Origin of the sequence: Roseateles chitinivorans, assembly GCF_050632145.1 — a bacterium.
Taxonomy (GTDB): domain Bacteria; phylum Pseudomonadota; class Gammaproteobacteria; order Burkholderiales; family Burkholderiaceae_C; genus Roseateles; species Roseateles chitinivorans_B.
The window spans coordinates 5,609,198-5,625,729 of the sequence record NZ_CP192577.1 but is presented as its reverse complement, the minus strand read 5'-3'; the positions used below and the strand labels follow the sequence as shown (position 1 = coordinate 5,625,729).

14 protein-coding genes are annotated in these 16,532 nt (G+C 68.7%); 5 read left to right on the top strand and 9 right to left on the bottom strand.

The features are described 5' to 3' along the window. The first annotated feature begins 297 nt into the window (after nt 1-297). On the top strand, nt 298-2,124 hold the full coding sequence (locus ACQ86G_RS25905; RefSeq protein WP_431257968.1) for a M66 family metalloprotease: 1,827 nt from the start codon (nt 298-300) through the stop codon (nt 2,122-2,124). A 76-nt stretch (nt 2,125-2,200) separates the two neighbouring features. On the opposite strand, the gene ACQ86G_RS25900 is transcribed toward ACQ86G_RS25905, so the two are convergent. From ACQ86G_RS25900 to ACQ86G_RS25880, 5 genes are all read right to left on the bottom strand, one after another. Further along, nucleotides 2,201-3,205 (bottom strand): Bug family tripartite tricarboxylate transporter substrate binding protein, encoded by a 1,005-nt coding sequence (locus tag ACQ86G_RS25900; RefSeq protein WP_431257967.1) that lies wholly within the window; start codon nt 3,203-3,205, stop codon nt 2,201-2,203. Nucleotides 3,206-3,338: 133 nt separating this feature from the next. Then, nucleotides 3,339-4,304: a tripartite tricarboxylate transporter substrate-binding protein gene (locus ACQ86G_RS25895; protein ID WP_431257966.1), complete on the bottom strand. Its 966-nt coding sequence runs from the start codon at nt 4,302-4,304 to the stop codon at nt 3,339-3,341. 161 nt (nt 4,305-4,465) lie between these two features. Continuing rightward, the gene (locus ACQ86G_RS25890) at nt 4,466-5,845 is read right to left on the bottom strand and encodes a HipA domain-containing protein (RefSeq protein WP_431257965.1); all 1,380 of its coding nucleotides are present in this window, start codon (nt 5,843-5,845) and stop codon (nt 4,466-4,468) included. Continuing rightward, the gene (locus ACQ86G_RS25885) at nt 5,842-6,207 is read right to left on the bottom strand and encodes a helix-turn-helix domain-containing protein (protein ID WP_431257964.1); all 366 of its coding nucleotides are present in this window, start codon (nt 6,205-6,207) and stop codon (nt 5,842-5,844) included. Before ACQ86G_RS25885 ends, ACQ86G_RS25890 begins: the two co-directional genes overlap by 4 nt. Nucleotides 6,208-6,337: 130 nt before the next feature. After that, on the bottom strand, nt 6,338-7,228 hold the full coding sequence (locus tag ACQ86G_RS25880; protein ID WP_431257963.1) for a LysR family transcriptional regulator: 891 nt from the start codon (nt 7,226-7,228) through the stop codon (nt 6,338-6,340). A 161-nt stretch (nt 7,229-7,389) separates the two neighbouring features. On the opposite strand from ACQ86G_RS25880, the gene ACQ86G_RS25875 reads away from it, so the two are divergent. Beyond that, the gene (locus tag ACQ86G_RS25875) at nt 7,390-8,421 is read left to right on the top strand and encodes a Bug family tripartite tricarboxylate transporter substrate binding protein (protein WP_431257962.1); all 1,032 of its coding nucleotides are present in this window, start codon (nt 7,390-7,392) and stop codon (nt 8,419-8,421) included. A 7-nt stretch (nt 8,422-8,428) separates the two neighbouring features. After that, nucleotides 8,429-10,156, top strand: a complete 1,728-nt coding sequence (locus ACQ86G_RS25870; RefSeq protein WP_431257961.1) for an IlvD/Edd family dehydratase — start codon at nt 8,429-8,431, stop codon at nt 10,154-10,156. Nucleotides 10,157-10,305: 149 nt separating this feature from the next. Here ACQ86G_RS25870 and ACQ86G_RS25865 read toward each other — a convergent pair whose 3' ends face one another. Further along, a complete protein-coding gene (locus ACQ86G_RS25865) occupies nt 10,306-10,893 on the bottom strand; it encodes a TetR/AcrR family transcriptional regulator (RefSeq protein ID WP_431257960.1) in 588 nt (195 codons plus the stop codon). Nucleotides 10,894-10,967: 74 nt separating this feature from the next. Beyond that, entirely contained in the window at nt 10,968-12,128 is a 1,161-nt protein-coding gene (locus tag ACQ86G_RS25860) for an iron-containing alcohol dehydrogenase (protein WP_431257959.1), read from the bottom strand. A 142-nt stretch (nt 12,129-12,270) separates the two neighbouring features. Here ACQ86G_RS25860 and ACQ86G_RS25855 point away from each other — a divergent pair, with 142 nt between their 5' ends. Next, on the top strand, nt 12,271-13,290 hold the full coding sequence (locus tag ACQ86G_RS25855) for an alpha/beta hydrolase (RefSeq protein WP_431261497.1): 1,020 nt from the start codon (nt 12,271-12,273) through the stop codon (nt 13,288-13,290). Continuing rightward, nucleotides 13,287-14,171 carry a YbgC/FadM family acyl-CoA thioesterase gene (locus ACQ86G_RS25850; protein ID WP_431257958.1) on the top strand — a complete coding sequence of 295 codons (885 nt, stop codon included), beginning with the start codon at nt 13,287-13,289 and terminating at the stop codon, nt 14,169-14,171. Before ACQ86G_RS25855 ends, ACQ86G_RS25850 begins: the two co-directional genes overlap by 4 nt. A gap of 73 nt (nt 14,172-14,244) precedes the next feature. Here the strand turns inward: ACQ86G_RS25850 and ACQ86G_RS25845 are convergent, their stop codons facing one another. Together ACQ86G_RS25845 and ACQ86G_RS25840 are read right to left on the bottom strand one after the other, a co-directional pair. After that, complete coding sequence (locus ACQ86G_RS25845; protein WP_431261496.1) at nt 14,245-14,610, bottom strand: alpha/beta hydrolase domain-containing protein; 366 nt, start codon at nt 14,608-14,610, stop codon at nt 14,245-14,247. After that, entirely contained in the window at nt 14,556-16,448 is a 1,893-nt protein-coding gene (locus ACQ86G_RS25840; protein ID WP_431257957.1) for an alpha/beta hydrolase domain-containing protein, read from the bottom strand. The genes ACQ86G_RS25845 and ACQ86G_RS25840 overlap by 55 nt, the downstream gene beginning before the upstream one ends. Nucleotides 16,449-16,532 lie beyond the last annotated feature (84 nt).

Here is a 16,532-nt window from a genome sequence, read left to right as displayed (position 1 = left end):
GCGCCGCCGAACGATCCTGCGACGCCTCCGACGGCGTCGCCCGCGCCTTCTCCTGCACCGTCCCCTGCGCCAGGGCCGTCTCCGGCTCCCGCTCCGGCTCCGGCTCCGTCGCCCGCTCCGGCTCCGTCGCCCGCGCCGGCTCCCGCGCCTGGGCCCTCACCGGCGCCGGCACCCGGTCCCGCGCCTGCGCCCGCCCCGGCGGCCGGGCCGACGCCGGCCCCCGCACCGGCCCCGACGCCCGAACTGCGTGGCGTCGAGCTCGCCCAGACCCATGTGATCCCGGCCGGCGGCCGGACGATGCAGTCGCCCAACGAGGTCAAGAACAACACCAGCCGCAAGCTGCAGCTGGTGGCCGACCGCCCGGCGCTGCTGATGCTGGAGCCGGCGAGCGGCGTGAACACGCTGGTCGTGCGCGCGAAGCTGGCGGACGGGCGCACGCTCGGCCCCGTGACGATGAATGCGCCGGCCAAGCTGCCCGCGGCGGATGGCGGCGGCGCGGCCTACTCGACGGTCAAGTACAGCGTGCTGCTGCCCAAGGAGTGGCTGCAGATCGGCGCGAAGCTGGAGGTCGGCAACGTCGACTTCTCCTCGCCGCGCACGATCGCGCTGGCGGTCACCCCGGCCACGACGCTGAAGCATCACACGGTGCCGATGTATCTCTTCGGCGCGCGCGCGGCGCAGTCCGTCGTCGCGGACTTCAAGCTGGGCGTCGCGTCGACCGCGGGTTATGCGATCGACGTCGAGTACCGAGAGAAGCTGCCGGTCGCGAAGCTCGACACGCGCGTCGCCGGCGCGGTCACGATCGACCAGCTGGCGGTGCCCGGCCGCAACGACGACAAGTTCTGCTATCCGGCGATGACCGTGTCCTCGTGGGCCGACTACCGCGCGATCGAGGGCGACACCAATGCCCGGATGCTGCGCATCCTCGGCGACATGCGCGGCTGGACGGGCAACCGTGACGGCTCGTTCGCGGCGGGCTTCTACGGCTTCGTCCAGACGATCAGCGGCGGCAAGCAGGTCGCGGCCTCGACCGGCGGCGGACTGGGCGGTGGCGGCGTGGCCGTGTCCGGCGGCGACTACCGGCCCGACACGATCTACTCGGCCATCTTCAACCACGAGATGGGCCATGCCTACGGCCTGCCGCACGCGGATGCCGCGGCCGATGCGGGCGACGATCCGTACCCGATGGGCACGAAGAGCGGCTCGAGCTGGGGCTTCGACAGCGTCAAGCAGCAGCTGCTGACGACGCGCGAGTTCAGCGGCCAGGACTGCGGCGCCCGCACCGTGGGTGGCGTCTGCTACCAGCGCACGCCGATGTCGGGCGGCGACGACGACCGCAATGCGCAGGTCTACCGTTGGAACGCGTTCTCGGACTACCAGGCCGCGATCATGCAGCAGGGCTTCCTGGACAAGCTGTTCCCGGACTCGAGCTTCGACGGCGGCTACAAGCGCTGGAACCGCACGACGGGCGCGTTCGAGAAGGTGTCCAACGACGACCGCGCCCGGGCCGGCGTGGACGTGCTGCAGCTCGACCAGCAGGTGCAGACGGTGATCGGCACCGTGTCCCACTTCAACCTGGCGCCGACGGCCAGCACGATGGTGGTGACGCCGGCGTGGACCGGCAACCTGCCGCAGCGCATGGACCCGACGGTGCAGGCCGACGTCGACCGCATCCTGAGCGACAAGCCGGGCGGCTGGAGCGGCTACTACTGCGTGTACAACGGCTGCGACTACACGCTGGTGGCGACCTATGCGGACGGTACGGTCCTGCGCCATCTGCTGCCGATCGGCTATCGCGACTTCAACCGGCCCAACGACGCGACCGGCTACAAGCGCGGCGCCAAGGACGCGACCAGCGGCGACAACTTCGCGACCTTCGCGGTGAACCTGCCGACGGGCCGCGGCGGGCTGACGAAGCTGCAGCTGTTCAGCACGCCGCACGGCTCGCAATGGCAGACGCGCTTCACCGCGATGAACGCTGCGGACTTCGGCGGCAGCCTGCCGCTGGTCAACGAGTGGACGCCGGCGGACGGCACCACCGGCGGCCGCGGCGCGTCGGGCACGACGCAGTTCGACGTGGCGTCGTGCAAGGCCGGCGCCGCGGTGAAGCGCCCCACGCGCTGAGCAAGGTCGAGGGCTGCGACGTGGTCCTTCCGGCCTGCCCGGCGACGAGCAGGTCGTGGAAGGCGACGGGTGACGGTCAGTCCGCCGACATGTTGGCGCTGCGCGCCACCTTGCCGAGCCGCTCGTACTCCTGCGCCGACAGCGCCGCGAGCTCCGCGGCGGTCGAGGACTTCGGCGAGAAGCCGGCGGCGATCAGCTTCTCCTTCACGCCGGGATCGGCCAGCGCGGCTTTCAGCGCCTGCTCCAGGCGACGCACGACGGGCGCGGGCAGACCGGCGGGACCGTACACGCCGAACCACGGTTCGATCGCGTAACCCGGCAGGCCCGCCTCGGCGAGCGTCGGTACGTCGGGCAGCGCCGGGTTGCGCTGCGAGCCGGCCACCGCCAGCGCACGCAGCTTGCCGGCCTGGATGTGCGGCAGCGAGGCGGGCAGGTTGTCGAAGGCCACGGGGATCTGGCCGCCGATGAGGTCCGTGATCAAGGGCGCGCTGCCCTTGTAGGGCACGTGCACCCACTCGGTGTGGCTGAGCTGGCCGAACAGCACGCCGGCCAGATGCATCGAGGTGCCCGCGCCGGCCGTCCCGAACGGCATGCCGGGGTTCTTCGCGACATGCGCGCGCAACTCGGCGACGGTCTTGACCGGCACGGACGGCGACACCTCCAGCACGATCGTCGAGTTGCCGAGCAATCCGATCGCGCTGAAATCCTTGCGCGGGTCGAAGGCCATCTTCTTGTAGATGTGCGGGTTCAGCGCGTTGGTCGAGATGGCGCCCATCCCGACCGTGTAGCCGTCCGGCGCGGACTTCGCCACCGCGTCCATGCCGAGGTTGCCGCCGGCGCCGCCGCGGTTCTCGATGACGACGGATTGCCCGAGCGTCTGCGCCATGTGCGCGCCGACGGTGCGCGCGACCAGGTCGGTCGTGCCCCCGGCCGCATAGGGCACGATGAAGCGGATCGGCTTCGAGGGGAAGTCCTGCGCCAGCGCGGGGAGGGCGCCCATCAGGCCGATGGCGGCGATCGCAGCCGAGGTGAGCGCGAATGCGCGGCGCGATCGGTCGCGAGGGAAGCGGGATTGGGTCATGACGTCTCCTGATCTTGTGGATCCATGAGACGTCGATTCCCCGCGCATCGCGAGCGTGATTACCCGGCCGGACGGCGCGGCGGACGCGCAGATCGCCCGTTGTCCGGGGAAGCGCGCGCGCCTCGCCCGTCCCTCAGTCCGGCTTGATCTTCGCGGCGGTGATCAGCTTCGTGTAGCGCTCGCGCTCGGCGTGCAGGTGCTTGGCGAAGGCCGCGGCGTCACCGGGCGTGCTCTCGCCGCCGGCCTGGGCCAGGCGTTCCTTCACTTCCGACGATTGAGCGGCCTTGACGGCGGCGGCGCTCAGCGCGGCCAGCACCGGCTTGGGCGTGCCGGCCGGCGCCATCAGGCCGTACCAGACCGAGGCCTCGAAGCCGGGGAAGCCGGACTCCGCGATCGTCGGCACGTCGGGGAACAGCGCGGAGCGCTTGGCGCTCAGCACGGCGAGCGGGCGCAGCTTGCCGCTTTTCCAGTGCGGCAGGATCTCCAGCGCGTTGAGTGCCACGACGGGCACCTGGCCGCCGATGACGTCGGTGAGCGCCTGGGCGCCGCCCTTGTAGGGCACGTGCATCAGGTTGATCTTCGCGGCGCTGGCGAACAGCTCCACGGCCAGATGCGGCGTGGAGCCGTTGCCCGGCGTCGCATAACCGACGGATTCCGGCTTGGCCTTGGCGGCCTCGATCAACTGGGCGAGCGTCTTGTACGGCGACTCCGGGTTGACCGCGATGATGACCGGCACGCGACCGATCAGGGCGACCGGGGCCAGGTCTTTCTCCACGTCGTAGGGCGGCGGCTGGTAGAGGGCCATGTTGGCCGCGACGGCGTTGGCGGCCATCAGCAGCGTGGCGCCGTCGGCCGATGCGGTCACGACGGTGCGCGCGGCGATGTTGCTGCCGCCGCCGGGCTTGTTGTCGACGATGACCGGCTGCTTCAGCTCGGTCTGCAGCCGCACGGCGACGGCGCGGGCGACCACGTCCACGGCGCCGCCGGCCGAGTAGCCGACGACGATCTTGACGGGACCGGGCGGGAGGGTCTGCGCGAACGCGAGCGGAGCGGCGAACGCCAATGCGGCGCCGGCCCAGAGGAATGCTTGTCTCTTCATGGGGACCTTGTGGGGAATCGGCGCCGGAGACAGCGCGCGGAGAGTCGGACCGGGAGGATCCGCCCGCGCGCATTCTGGTCGGTGACCCGGCCGACACCAATGCTGGAAGGGCGCTAGCTGTTATGCCGGGGCGGCATGGCTCATACGCCGGCATGAATGCATCACATCAGGTCCTCTGGTGAGACCTGGGGAATCAATGACGCATGCTTGGCGAGGCGCTGGCAACGATGCGCCAGACGTGCGGCCATGGCGTCGAGCAGCGCCGGGGTCACGCCTTGCTCTTCCAGCGTGGAACGGGAGTCGTTGAACGCCTTGGGCAAGCGGGTGCTCAGGGCCCGGATGCGCGTGGCGAGTTGCCGCGGGGTAAGGCCGCATTCCACGGCCATGCTCGCCCATTGGAATGCCCCGAGTTCCTCCAGGTGGAATGCGTCCCCGATGCCCATCGCGAAGCTCGTGCTCATGTATTCGTCGGCGACCGCTTCGACGTCCACCAGGTCGTAGGCGGGGGCGAGACTCAGCAACCCGGCACGGCGCTCGATGAAGAACGACCAGTTCTTGCCATGCGCATCGGTGTTACCGATCAGCACGTTGAAGATGAGGCGGTCCACGAGCTGCATGCGCATGGACAGCGGGGAGGCACTCGCTGCCGAGAGGCTGAACAGCTGCCTCAGCGAGGCGCCGTCGCGCAGGTGTTTCACTGCCTCCTGATCGCCGTAGGCACGCTCGTACTTGAGCTCCGGAGTCAGTCCCAGCCCTTGGCAGGCATCGATGATGTGCAGGCGTTGCACGAGGCCGTCCGCCGAACGCCTGCGGTCGAAGCGTTCGACGAGGAGCACCGGCTCCGGCACATGCAGCAGTCGCGTCCGAGCGGTCGGAATGCCCACGGCCGCCGCCAGATGCATGCAGACATGCTCGACGACCGGCAGGTCGCCGAAGCGCGGATTCTGCGGCGCGGGCTTGAGGATCACGGTCGAGGCGAAACCGCCGCCATCGGCGAGAAAGAGCTCGCCGTTGTCCTCGAACACGGCGATCTTGTCCTGCAGGCCAGCGATGGACAGCCGCACCTTGCCGTCCCAGACGGAGAAGGGGGTCTGCGATCGGGCGCGGATGCGCTCACTCAACTCGCCGAATGGCAGCGCACGCAACGCCGTCCGCGCGTTTGTCGGTGCTGTCGATGCGTCCGCCAGGGTGACGCTCAATGCGCCGGCCGTCTCCGCGCCCAGCGCGAGCAGAAGACCTGCCAGATTGGCCTTGGACAAGCCGTTGGCTTGTGCCGCGACGTCCAGCGCCTGTCCTTCCGGTAGCAGATTCTGAAAGAACGCCCTGGCGATGGCGGAGCGCGTTTCGGGCGCCAATGCCTCAAAGGGGGCGTCCTCCACCGCAGTGGTGTCAGATGCCATTGGCATCTGCGGGCTCAGGGGGAAGCTGTCTTCCGATCGGAGCCAGTCCCGGTCGTAGACGAAGTCGAAGAGATTTCGCGTGGGGTCATGGATCAGCGTGCCGACCTGTCGGCCCGACGTCCGGATCGCGAGACGGTTCATTCGGACGTTTCGGTTTGTCGACGCGAAGCGGGGCGTGCGCGTTTGGCGTCGATGCCGCCCCACGGCTCGGGATTGCCGCTCCGCACATCTTGCAGCGCACGAGCAGCCTCAAGCTGGCTCGCCAGCGGCGTGGTGAAGCATGCGACACCAAGATCTTGAGCGGCGCGGAGAGCCGTCCCCAGCGCGACCGTTCCCCGGCCGTTTTCGAGATCGCTCATCGTGGCTTTGCTGATTCCCAGTGCGTCAGCCGCGGTTTCCAGGCTGATGCTCGCTGCCGTCCGGGCAGCGCGGATCGCCTGCCCGAAGGCAATGGCATCCCGGACCATGGGGTCGGGAAAGGGCTCGCGAACGACTCTGCGCATCTTTCCTCCTACTTTGGCAGGAATATACGCCTATTTTCACTTCTATGTAGTTATCCGGATGCTTTGGCGGGTGTTTAGATAACCTCAGGGTCTGAAACACCTAACCACCTGTTTTGCCAGGATTTATCGGTCACCGCTTCCGCTTCGCCTCAGGCGCGAACAGCGCCTCCGCCTGCTCCAGGAACATCCGCGCCAGCGGCGCGCGCGGGCTTTGCGCGCTCCAGACGAAGCCGCTCTTGCGGACCGGCGCCGTGCCGGGCAGGGGCACCTTCTGGATCGAGAGCCCGCTGGACCACAGCGCCGACCAGTCCGGCAGCAGCGAGATGCCGAGTCCCTGGTCCACCATCGCGGCGATCGACATCAGGCCGTTGATCTCCAGCCGGCGTCGCGGGGTCAGGCCTTGCTGGCGCAGGTAGCGGTCCGCCAACTGGCCGCCGAGCACCGAGCGGTCGTACTGGATGAAGGGCTCGGTGCGGAGCAGGTCGTGTGCGTCGCGACGGGCCAGTTCCCTGGGCGCCACGACGACGAGCGGCTCCGTCATCAGCTCGCGCCACTCGCAGGTCTTGGGGATCGCGAACTGCGGCTCCACGACGACCGCGGCGTCGAGGTCGCCCGCTGCCACCATCCGGACCAGCTCCGTCGACGCGTTCGAGACCACCGAGACCGAGAGGTCGGGATGGCTCGCGTACAGGCGTCGCAGCACCGGCGGCAGCACCGTCGTCAGCGCCGAGACGAACGCGCCCAGCCGCAGCTCGCCCAACTGGACCTTCTCGTTGGCAAGCGCGCGCAGGTCGCGCTCCTCGCGGAGCATGTTGCGGGCGCGGTCGAAGATGTTGAGCCCCGCCGCCGTCGGCTTCACCGAGCGCCCCGAGCGCCGGATCAGCGGTGTGCCCAGATCGTCCTCCAGCGCTTTCAGCCGCGCGGCGACCGCCGGCGCGGTCATGTCCAGCCGCCGGGCGGCCTCCGCGATGGAGCCGCATTCCACCGTCGTCACGAAACTCTGAACGTAGCGCAGATCCATTCCATCGTCCCTCGTCGCGCCGGTCAGGGCCGGCGCTGTGGAACATAAGGAATTTTTGCTCTGAAGCAATGGGAAGCAAATTGTTCTCAGGTCGTGTTTGGCCAACCATCGCTACCCACAACGACCCATAACAACCGCGCTGACCACAGCCAGGAGACAACATGCCCCGTTCCCCGATCCGTCCCCCGCGCCGGACCCCCGGCGTCGATCGCCGTCAGGTCCTGACCGCCGCCGCCGCCGTGGCCGCGTCCTCGCTCGCCCTCGGCGGCCCCGCCGCGGCCGCCGCGTGGCCGGACAAGGTCATCACGATGATCGTCCCGTTCTCACCGGGCGGCGCCACCGACATCATCGGCCGCATCCTCGCGGCGGAACTCTCCACCGGACTCGGGAAGCAGGTCATCGTCGAGAACCGCGCCGGCGCGGGCGGCAACCTCGGCGCGCAGGTCGTGGCCAGGGCCGCGCCGGACGGCTACACGATCCTGATGGGCGCGATGACCTCGCACTCGACCATCGCGACGCTGGAGAAGGGCAAGGTCCGCTACGACCTGGTCAAGGACTTCCAGACCGCCGCCGTCGTCGGCAGCGTGCCGCTGGTCTTCGTGGCCAACACCGGCGTGCCGGCCAGGTCGCTCAAGGAGCTCGTCGCCTACATCCAGGCCAACCCGGGCAAGGTGTCCTTCGGCTCGTCCGGCGCCGGCGCGCCGCAGCGCATGGCCTCGGAGATGCTGAAGCTGCAAGGCAAACTCGCCACCGAGAACATCCCCTACCGCGGCAGCGGCCCCGCCGTCACCGACCTGATCGCGGGCCAGCTCCAGTTCATGGCCGAGACCGTCCCGGCGGTGCTGCAGTTCATCAAGGGCGGCAAGCTGACGCCGCTGGCCGTGGCCGCCTCCGCGCGGGACCCGAGCCTGCCCGACGTGCCGACGACGGCCGAGGCGGGATTCCCCAACCTCCTGGTGACCTCGACCTTCGGCGTGCTGGTGCCGGCGGGCACGCCGGCCGACGTGGTGCAGCGCCTGAATGCGGAGATCTACAAGGCGCTGCGCAGGCCCGAGGTGCTGGCACAGTTGGCCCAGCAGGGCGTGGTGGCGCAGGCGCCGCTGACGCCAGCCGCCGCGCAGGAGCGCCTCAAGGGCGAAGTGACGAAATGGGCCAAGGTCATCGCCGAGGCCAACATCAAGGCAGACGAGTGAGCCTCTCATGAGCGATACCCCCAAGGGCCTGAAGAAGGGCCTGACCAACTACGGCGATCAAGGTTTCTCGCTGTTCCTGCGCAAGGCCTTCATCAAGGGCGCGGGCTACACCGACGACGCGCTGGACCGGCCGGTCATCGGCATCACCAACACCGGGAGCAGCTACAACCCGTGCCACGGGAACATGCCGCAGCTGCTGGAGGCGGTGAAGCGCGGGATCATGCTCGCCGGCGGGCTGCCGATGGACTTCCCGACGATCTCGGTGCACGAGAGCTTCTCCGCCCCGACCAGCATGTACCTGCGCAACCTGATGTCCATGGACACCGAGGAGCTGGTGCGCGCGCAGCCGATGGACGCGGTGGTGCTGATCGGTGGCTGCGACAAGACGGTGCCGGCGCAGCTGATGGGCGCGGCGTCCGCGGGCATCCCGGCGATCCAGCTGATCACCGGCTCGATGCTGACCGGCAGTCATCGGGGCGAGCGCGTCGGCGCCTGCACCGATTGCCGCCGCTACTGGGGCAAGTACCGCGCGGACGAGATCGACGACCAGGAGATCGCCGACGTCAACAACCAGCTGGTCGCCAGCGTGGGCACCTGCTCGGTGATGGGGACGGCCTCCACGATGGCCTGCGTGGCGGAGGCGCTCGGCATGACGGTGCCGGGCGGCGCGTCGCCGCCGGCCGTCACGGCGGACCGCATCCGCATCGCCGAGCAGACCGGCGCGCAGGCGGTCGAGCTCGCCCGCCAGGGCCTCACGATCGACAAGATCCTGACGCCGGCCGCGTTCGAGAACGCGCTGCGCGTGCTGCTCGCGATCGGCGGCTCGACCAACGGCATCGTGCACCTGACCGCGATCGCGGGTCGGATGGGGATCGACATCGATCTCGCCGGTCTCGACCGCCTGGGACGCGAGACACCGGTGCTGCTCGACCTGAAGCCGTCGGGCCAGCATTACATGGAGGATTTCCACCACGCGGGCGGCATGGCGACGCTGCTGCGCGAGCTCAAGCCGCTGCTGCGCCTGGAAGCGCTGACGGTCACCGGCCGGACGCTGGGCGAGGAGATCGAACGCGCGGGCGCGGGCTTCAAGCAGGACGTGGTGCGCTCCTTCGACCGGCCCATCTATCCGCAAGGCGGCCTGGCCGTGTTGCGCGGGAATCTGGCGCCAGGCGGCGCGATCATCAAGCAGTCGGCGGCGGACCCGAAGCTGATGGAGCATGAGGGCAGGGCGGTGGTCTTCGAGAACGGCGCGGACCTGGCCGCGCGCATCGACAGCGACGATCTCGACGTGACCGCTGACGACATCCTGGTGCTGAAGAACATCGGACCGAAGGGCGCGCCGGGCATGCCCGAGGCGGGCTACATCCAGATCCCGCGCAAGCTGGCGCGGGCGGGGGTGAAGGACATCGTGCGCGTGTCCGACGGCCGCATGAGCGGCACGGCCTTCGGCACCATCGTGCTGCACGTGACGCCCGAGGCCGCGGTGGGCGGTCCGCTCGCGCACGTGCGCAACGGCGACCGCATCCGGCTGAGCGTGAAGGACCGGGAGATCGCGTTGATGGTTTCCGATGAGGAACTCGCCAAGCGCGCCGCGGAGAACCCGGTCGTCGAGCCGACGGCGGAACGCGGTTATCGCAAGCTGTTCCTGCAGACGGTCACGCAGGCCGATCAGGGCGTGGACTTCGACTTCCTGCGGGCGGTGAAGACGACCGGCAAGGCCCCCGAGGACCGCTGAGGGCTTCTGCACTTCCACCGCCGCTGGCCCTCACCCCGGCCCTCTCCCGCAAGCGGGAGAGGGAGCAAGAAGGGCGCCGGTCGGGCTCCCTCTCCCGCTTGCGGGAGAGGGTGGGGTGAGGGCGCGCGCAGCGCGCGCGGTCTGGGCAGTCAGGCCGGCTGGGTCAACTTGACGATCGCCGGCTGCACGATCGCGCCGAATGCCTTCGGATCGTCGACCGCGCGGGCCACCAGCATTGCGCCATGCACGACCGCCATGAACGCGCGCGCCGAGTTCGCCGGGGTCCCTCCGAGATGGAACTGCCCGGCGGCGGCGCCGCGCTTGAGCACGCCGGCGAGCCAGGCGTTCAGGTCGTGGAAATGGGCGCGGACCTCGACCGCCACTTCCTCCGGAATGGTCGGCATCTCCGTGGCGAGCATCGCGCAGATGCAGAACGGGTGCTCGCCGCTGCGGATGCAGCCGGCCCAGTAGTTCGCGTAGGCATTGAGCACGGACGCCGGATCGCCGATCTGTCGCTCCATGCCCGCCAGCCCGTGGCGGGCCTCTTCGCGGTACAGCGAGACCACGCGCTGGACCAGCACCGCCTTGCTCGGGAAGTGGTGGTGGATGCTGGCCTTGGTGATCTTGACCCGCTCGGCCAGGTCGGCGTAGCTGAAGCTGTTGTAGCCGCCCGAGACCAGCAGCGCTCGCGTGTGCGCGACGATCTCGGCGGCCTTGGGGGAGAGCTCGACGGTCATGGGGCCCGATCCGGATGAACGAGGCCCCATTCTACCGGTTGTCTACTAGTTGGTAGGCGCCGCCGCCAGCCGGCTCACATCGACTCGTCCAGCATCTTCCGGTAGTCGCTCGCCGAAGCTTCGCGCGGATTGGTCTTGTGGGTGTGGTCGTGCAGCGCGCGCTCGACGATCTGGTCGTAGAGATCGACCGTCACGCCCATCGCGCCAAGGCTGGCCGGCAATCCCAGCCGCTGGTTCATCGCCTTGACCGCGCCGGCGAGTTCATCGGCCGGCGTGCCTTCCTGCAGGTTCATCGCGTGGCCCATGCGGGCGATCTTGTCGTCGCGGCGCATCGAGTCATGCATCCCGTTGAAGCGGATCACCGCCGGCAGGAACACCGCGTTCAAGGTGCCGTGGTGCAGCGTCGGCATCAGTCCGCCGAGCGCATGACTCAGCGAATGGACGCAGCCCAGGCCCTTCTGGAAGGCGAGCGCGCCCATCGTGCTTGCGGCCATCATGTCCAGACGCGCGTCGAGGTCGTCGGGATGGGTGGTGGCGCGTTCGATCTGGCGCCAGCCGCGGCGCAGGCCCTCCAGCGCGATGCCGTCGGCCGGCGGGTTGAAGGCCGACGACATGAAGGTCTCCATGCAGTGCGCGATCGCATCCATGCCGGTCGCCGCCGTCAGCGACGCCGGCAGCTTGCGCGTCAGCTCCGGGTCGCAGACGGCCGACTTGGGCATCAGCTCCCAGTTGTGGAAGCCGAGCTTGCGGCCGTCGTCCACGATGATGATCGCGCCGCGCGCGACCTCGGAGCCGGTGCCCGCCGTCGTCGGCACTGCGATGAGCGGCACGGCCCGGGCGGTGATGTTCCCGGCGCCGCCGAGGATGGTGGCGTACGTCGTCAGCGGGCCCTCGTGGGTCGCGGCGATCGCGACGCCCTTGGCCAGGTCGATGCTCGAGCCGCCGCCGATCGCGATCAGCCCGTCGCAGCCGTGGGCGCGGAAGACCTCGACGGCCTCGCGCACGGCGGTCTCGGTCGGGTTGGGCGGCGTGCCGTCATACACGGGCAGGGCGGCCGCGGCGATCGGCGAGGCGGCCCAGGCCTCCAGGACCAGGTCCAGCACGCCGGCGGCGCGCACGCCCTTGTCGGTGACGATCAGCGGCTTGCCGATGCCGGCGCGCACGCATTCCGCGCCGATCAGCCGGCGCGCGCCGGCCTCCAGGTGGATGTGGGTGAGGTACTGGATCAGGGCCATGGGCGATGTCCTTTGCCTGGGTGATGGCGGGCCGCGGCGGCGCGGGCCCGCGGGGTCTGGGAGAATCCCGCGATTGGGGCTTGGCAGCAGCCGAGCCTACGTCCTGGAGTTCCCGTTGAGTAGCACCTTGTTGACACCGCGGATGGCCGCGGTGCTCGAGCGCATCCACCGCGCCAACCGCCCGTCGTTCCACAGCCTCACGCCCAGGCAGGCCCGCATCGCCTACCTGATGGGCGCCGAGATCCTGGACCTGCCGCGGGCGCCGCTGCCGCGCATCGAGAATCTGGCCATCCCGGGTCCCGCGGGCGACATCGCCGCGCGCCTGTACGCGCCGCTCACACGCGAGGACGCCGCCGCGCGGGACGGCCGCGGCCTGCCCGTGCTGCTGTACTTCCATGGCGGCGGCTTCGTCATCGGCAGCCTCGAGACCCATGACAGCCTGTGCCGCCAGCTCGCGTTGCGCACGGGCTGCGCGGTGATCGCCGTCGATTACCGGCTCGCGCCCGACCATCCGTTCCCCGGCGCCGTCGACGACTGCTGGGCCGCGCTCGAATGGCTGGCGGCCACGGCGGCCGATCTGGGGCTGGACCGCGCGCGCATCGCCGTCGGCGGCGACAGCGCCGGCGGCACGCTGGCCGCGGTGACGGCGCTGCACGCGCGCGACATCCGGGACCGCCTGGGCCTGTCGCTCGTGATGCAGCTGCTGATCACGCCGGGCGCGACGGCGCATGCGGACACCGATTCGCACCGCCGCTTCGCCAAGGGCCATCTGCTGGACGCCGACACCATCGCGTGGTTCTTCAACCAGTACATCCCGGCCGACCAGCGCAACGACTGGCGCTTCGCGCCGCTGGAGGCCGAGGACCATGAAGGCGTGGCGCCGGCCACCCTGATCCTGGCCGAGGCCGATCCGCTGATCGACGAGGGCATCGCCTACGCCGACCTGCTGCGTGCCAACGGCAACGCGGTGCGGCTGGAGCTGTACCGCGGCGTGACACACGACTTCATCAAGATGGGTCGTAGCATCCCGGAGGCCGAGCAGGCGCTCGACGACTGCGCGGATGCGCTCAGGACGGCCTTCGGCCTGCCCGCGCCCGTTCCTGTTTCCGCTCCCGTCGCCGGGACGACGACCCCTTCGACCCCCACCGGGGCTTCCGCATGAGCACCACCGCCACCGAAGCCGGCATGAGCCGCGACCGATTCCGCTTCTTCGAACGCCTGCGCGTGCGCTGGGCCGAGATCGACGCGCAGCAGATCGTCTTCAACGGCCACTACCTGACCTACTTCGACACGGCGGTCGGCGGCTACTGGCGCGCGCTGGCGCTGCCCTACGCGCCGACGATGCAGTCGCTGGAAGGCGATCTCTTCGTCCGCAAGTCGACGATCGAGTACCTGGGCTCGGCGCATTACGACGAGCTGCTCGACATCGGCGTGCGCACCGAGCGCGTCGGCACGACGTCGATGACGGTGAGCTGCGCGGTGTTCCGCGGCGACGAATGCCTGGTGCACGGCGAACTGGTCTACGTCTTCGCCGATCCCGCCGTGCGCGTGCCCAAGGCGGTGCCGCAGGCGCTGCGCGACCTGCTGCTGGGCTTCGAGCGCGGCGAGGCGATGACCGAGGCGCGCGTGGGCAACTGGGCGACGGTGGGCGAGGACGCGCATCGGATCCGCCAGGCCGTGTTCGTCGAGGAGCAGAAGATCCCCGCCGAGATGGAGTGGGACGCCGCCGACGAGAGCTGCACGCATGCGGTGGCCTACAACCGGCTGGGCCGGCCGCTGGCCACGGGCCGGCTGCTGGAGCACGTGCCGGGCGTGGCCAAGATCGGGCGGATGGCGGTGCTGTCGCCGATGCGCGGCAGCCGCGTCGGCCGCCAGGTGCTGGACGCATTGATGCAGGCCGGCCGGGAGCAGGGCTACCGCGAGGTGCTGCTGCACGCGCAGCTCAGCGCCGAAGGCTTCTACACCCGCGCGGGGTTCCAGCGGCGCGGTCCGGTGTTCGAGGAAGCAGGGATCGCGCACGTGGAGATGGTGCGGGGGCTTTGACGCCGCGATCAACGGGCGCCCACCTGCGTCTTCTTACGTCCCCCTGCGTCCCCCTGCGTCCCCCTGCATCCCCCTAGGGGGCAGGGATCAGGTTGGCGGAAATACTGGTCGGCGCCGGCTGGTACCAGTTGACATTGTCCAGCGGAAGGATGAAGCCTTGCGACTCCAGCGCATTGGCCGCCGCCCGGTACTTGGCGATGTAGTCCGTGCGCGTTGGGTAGAGCTCGGCCAAAGTCGGCCGGTGATCTCCGGCGCCCTTCGTGGCCGGATTGACCGCAAGGGGGATGGCCGACCCTTCCAGTCCGCAACTCTCTCCAAGTGCAAACCCCTCCTTCCGGACGCTCCATCCCACGTAGCTCGCCACGGGGACCTTGACTTCGGGTGTCAAGATGCCGCCCAGCTCGTTCCCGCTGTTGTCCAGTTGGGGGACATGCTGCATATATCCCTTGGTGAGGTCCACGATCGGTTCGGCTTGGCCGTTGGACGGGAAGTAATTGGTCGCGTAGATCTGGTTGTAGTAGCCGATGTGGGGGCGCTGATGATGGTTGGCGTTGCCGCATCGCCCAGCGGAACTCTGAGGCTGCCCACCGAGGCCGGGAACGTATAACCGGGTTGATCGGGAGACATCTGGACCGCCCCTCCCGCAACGGTGGGATGCAAGGAAGCCGGCGGGTTTGCTCCGACCGTCACCCATCCGACCAGTTTTGATAGCAAACCTCGCCAGATCGTCGCCGTCTTGATATTCGTCAACGGCAACAGACACGCATTGGTCGAGCTCGGCAGCGAGTTGACGCCCGTCCTGACCCCCGGCCCCGAAGCGTGTCGCGCCCCGGAAACCATGTAGACCCGCACATTGGCTGGCTGGGTGATATCGAGACCCGAATCATTGGTGACGACCAACGATCCGCGGCCTTGCCACCACTCGAGCGAACTGTCGATGTGCAGAATCTTCGGACAAGTGCCGTTGGTCTGGCACTTCTTCAGGATGCCATCCGAACTGCCTGAATAGCGGTCGGTCAAGACCCCGTATGTGAACGGGAACTGGTCCCCGGGCTGCCAGTGTTCCGAATGGGCGGTGGACGTCGCCCCCGGCTGGGAGAACCTCATGTTGACCCAGGCCCGCTTCCCGCCGGAAATCATGGGCAGCATGCCATCGAACACCGTCTTCCCGAATTTGTCTGCGTTGAATCCCTGGTAGAGGAAATCCTTGAGAAAACGGCCTGACTGAGACTGTCCTCCCGCAATGGCGACATCGAAGTTGGTGGTGGGATTGGATGCGCAGGAGGTCATCACGCACCGCGCCGTCATCATGTCCTTCAGTGGACTGACGTGGCCCTGGCCATCCGCCTGAAGATTCTTGAGGTAGGAGACCAGGTCGCGAACCGCCGCGAAGCCGATGCCATTCAACAGCGGCTGCTTGGCCCGGTATACAAACGTGTAGATCGTGCCCGCGTCGGCAGGTACGCTGACATTGCGTTCATCGGGGACGACGGCAGGGGGCGTGAAGTGGACGGAATAGCTGCCGTCAGCGTTCGTCACGTAATTCCAGCTGGCGACTTGCGTCGCGTATGAGGTGTTGTACCCCAGCCGATGATCGCGGTTGTACCAGCTTTGACGGGCAAGAAATTTCACCTCCGAGAAATTCGATGGCGATGCCGGCTTGTAGGTCAGCCGGATGGTGTTGCCCGAACCGATGAATTCTTCAGTGGTGAGTCCGGTGATATCGGAGCCGTCGCTGTTCTTCGCGACCGGGAAGCTGGTTCCGAGAACGCCATGGAGGCCGTCGCCGCTCTGCGCAATCCCTCCCTGCCATCCACTCCAGACGACGGTGTATCCCTTTTGCACCAACGAGGGGAAGGTGGCGGGGGGTGGCGTTCCGGCCACCAGGTCCCCACCGACAAAGTCGGCCAGCCCCAGCTTGTTTCCCCGATTGACCACGTCATAGTACAGAACCCTGACGGCGTTGGCCGCCGACTTGGGCCGTAATATCAGCACATCGGTCGAATACGAGACCATCCCGTTTGAATCGCGCGCTGCATTCTGGATGTCGACGATTCCGGCATTCAGTGGATGGAGAGGGTCCAGCTTCCCGTGTGCGATCGCCGTGATCAGTATGTAGGGGCCGGCGGCCCCTGGAGGCGTGGCGCCGTTGAACGCATCCACCGTGGAAATGACCTGGAAGTTGTCAATGATCCCTGCTGCGCTGTGCGCAGGCGTGCTGACCAGGAAGATCATGCCCGCAGTCGACATTGACAGTGCATTCAAGAACTTGTTCATATACCCCCGAATTCGCGCTTCATTGGCAGGTCAGCGGCACGCGAGCGGCGCGGAAAAATTGAAGGACACCGCTCGCGGCACCGG

What these genes read in the sequence shown, in the direction of transcription:
- ACQ86G_RS25905 (WP_431257968.1), top strand. Translation starts at nt 298, where the DNA reads ATGCAGTCGCCCAACGAGGTCAAGAACAACACCAGCCGCAAGCTGCAG.
- ACQ86G_RS25865 (WP_431257960.1), bottom strand. Translation starts at nt 10,893, where the DNA reads ATGACCGTCGAGCTCTCCCCCAAGGCCGCCGAGATCGTCGCGCACACG.
- ACQ86G_RS25890 (WP_431257965.1), bottom strand. Translation starts at nt 5,845, where the DNA reads ATGAACCGTCTCGCGATCCGGACGTCGGGCCGACAGGTCGGCACGCTG.
- ACQ86G_RS25900 (WP_431257967.1), bottom strand. Translation starts at nt 3,205, where the DNA reads ATGACCCAATCCCGCTTCCCTCGCGACCGATCGCGCCGCGCATTCGCG.
- ACQ86G_RS25855 (WP_431261497.1), top strand. Translation starts at nt 12,271, where the DNA reads ATGGCCGCGGTGCTCGAGCGCATCCACCGCGCCAACCGCCCGTCGTTC.
- ACQ86G_RS25845 (WP_431261496.1), bottom strand. Translation starts at nt 14,610, where the DNA reads ATGCAGCATGTCCCCCAACTGGACAACAGCGGGAACGAGCTGGGCGGC.
- ACQ86G_RS25870 (WP_431257961.1), top strand. Translation starts at nt 8,429, where the DNA reads ATGAGCGATACCCCCAAGGGCCTGAAGAAGGGCCTGACCAACTACGGC.
- ACQ86G_RS25875 (WP_431257962.1), top strand. Translation starts at nt 7,390, where the DNA reads ATGCCCCGTTCCCCGATCCGTCCCCCGCGCCGGACCCCCGGCGTCGAT.
- ACQ86G_RS25860 (WP_431257959.1), bottom strand. Translation starts at nt 12,128, where the DNA reads ATGGCCCTGATCCAGTACCTCACCCACATCCACCTGGAGGCCGGCGCG.
- ACQ86G_RS25885 (WP_431257964.1), bottom strand. Translation starts at nt 6,207, where the DNA reads ATGCGCAGAGTCGTTCGCGAGCCCTTTCCCGACCCCATGGTCCGGGAT.
- ACQ86G_RS25895 (WP_431257966.1), bottom strand. Translation starts at nt 4,304, where the DNA reads ATGAAGAGACAAGCATTCCTCTGGGCCGGCGCCGCATTGGCGTTCGCC.
- ACQ86G_RS25880 (WP_431257963.1), bottom strand. Translation starts at nt 7,228, where the DNA reads ATGGATCTGCGCTACGTTCAGAGTTTCGTGACGACGGTGGAATGCGGC.
- ACQ86G_RS25840 (WP_431257957.1), bottom strand. Translation starts at nt 16,448, where the DNA reads ATGAACAAGTTCTTGAATGCACTGTCAATGTCGACTGCGGGCATGATC.
- ACQ86G_RS25850 (WP_431257958.1), top strand. Translation starts at nt 13,287, where the DNA reads ATGAGCACCACCGCCACCGAAGCCGGCATGAGCCGCGACCGATTCCGC.